The organism is Variovorax boronicumulans NBRC 103145 (genome assembly GCF_001591345.1).
GTDB classification, from domain to species: Bacteria; Pseudomonadota; Gammaproteobacteria; order Burkholderiales; family Burkholderiaceae_C; genus Variovorax; species Variovorax boronicumulans.
This window is the reverse complement of record NZ_BCUS01000264.1, coordinates 1-1,085: the sequence shown is the minus strand read 5'-3', so window position 1 is coordinate 1,085 and position 1,085 is coordinate 1. Positions and strand designations below refer to the sequence as shown.

Here is a 1,085-nt window from a genome sequence, read left to right as displayed (position 1 = left end):
CTCGCCCACCCCGCCCTGCGCGATCCGCACGCGGGCCGCCGCCTGGCCGGCTGGCTCGCCGCGCTGGCCATCGCCTGGCCGGTGCTCGCGCTCTCCGAATTCAAGCCCTGGGCGCTGTTCGGCAGCGGCAACCTCGCGGTCATCGGCGGCTTTCTTGCGGGCTTCTTTCCGCCCGACAGCTCGCCGGCCTTTCTCGCGCTGCTTGCCAAGGCCACGCTCGAAACGCTGGCTATGGCCACGGCCGGCACCGCCATGGCGCTGCTGATCGGCGCGCCGCTGGGCTTCGTGACCACGCGCGCGCTCTCCATCTCGCGCATCGGACCCGGCCCCGGCCGCGTGCAGGCCGGCATCGTCCGCCAAGCAGCGCGCTGGCTGCTGATGGTGCTGCGCGCCATTCCCGAGATCGTGTGGGCGCTGCTGTTCGTGCGTGCGCTCGGGCTCGGCCCCGCGGCCGGCGTGCTGGCGCTGGCCATCACCTACGGCGGCATGCTCGGCAAGGTCTACGCCGAGATCCTCGAATCGACCGACACGCGCCCCGCGCGCGCCCTGCTCGAAAGCGGCAGCGGCCGGCTCGCGGCGCTGTGCTATGGCCTCCTGCCGCACACGGCGCAGGAGCTGGCCTCGTACACCGTGTACCGCTGGGAATGCGCGGTGCGCGCCTCGGTGGTGATGGGCTTCGTGGGCGCGGGCGGCCTCGGGCAGCTGATGGACCAGTCGATGAAGATGCTCAACGGCGGCGAGGCCAGCAGCATCCTGCTGGTGTTCCTCGCGCTCGTGCTGCTGGCCGACATGCTGAGCAACGCGCTGCGAAAGCTCCTCGCATGACGACACTGCCGCCACGCCCTCCCCTGTGCCTGCGCTGCTGGCTCGCCGTCGCGTTGATCGCCGCAGCGGTGATCGCGAGCTTTGTCTACCTGGGCATCGACTACGGCGCGCTGGGCTCGGCCGAATCGCTCAGGCTCATGGGCAAGTTCATCGCCGAGTTCTTCCCGCCCGACGTGTCGCCCGAGTTCCTGGCCAAGGTCGGCCACGGCGCGCTGCAGACGCTCGCGGTGTCGGCGCTGGGCACCGTGCTGGCCGCCGTG

Annotated in this window: 1 protein-coding gene and 1 pseudogene; both read left to right on the top strand. The window is 71.7% G+C overall.

The features are described 5' to 3' along the window. Window positions 1–825: PhnE/PtxC family ABC transporter permease (locus tag VBO01S_RS31440; protein ID WP_255221264.1), on the top strand; the 825-nt coding region annotated here is incomplete at its 5' end. After that, window positions 822–1,085 (top strand): annotated as a pseudogene (locus VBO01S_RS31435) (phosphonate ABC transporter, permease protein PhnE); the annotation flags it as partial. The gene VBO01S_RS31440 and the pseudogene VBO01S_RS31435, both read left to right, overlap by 4 nt.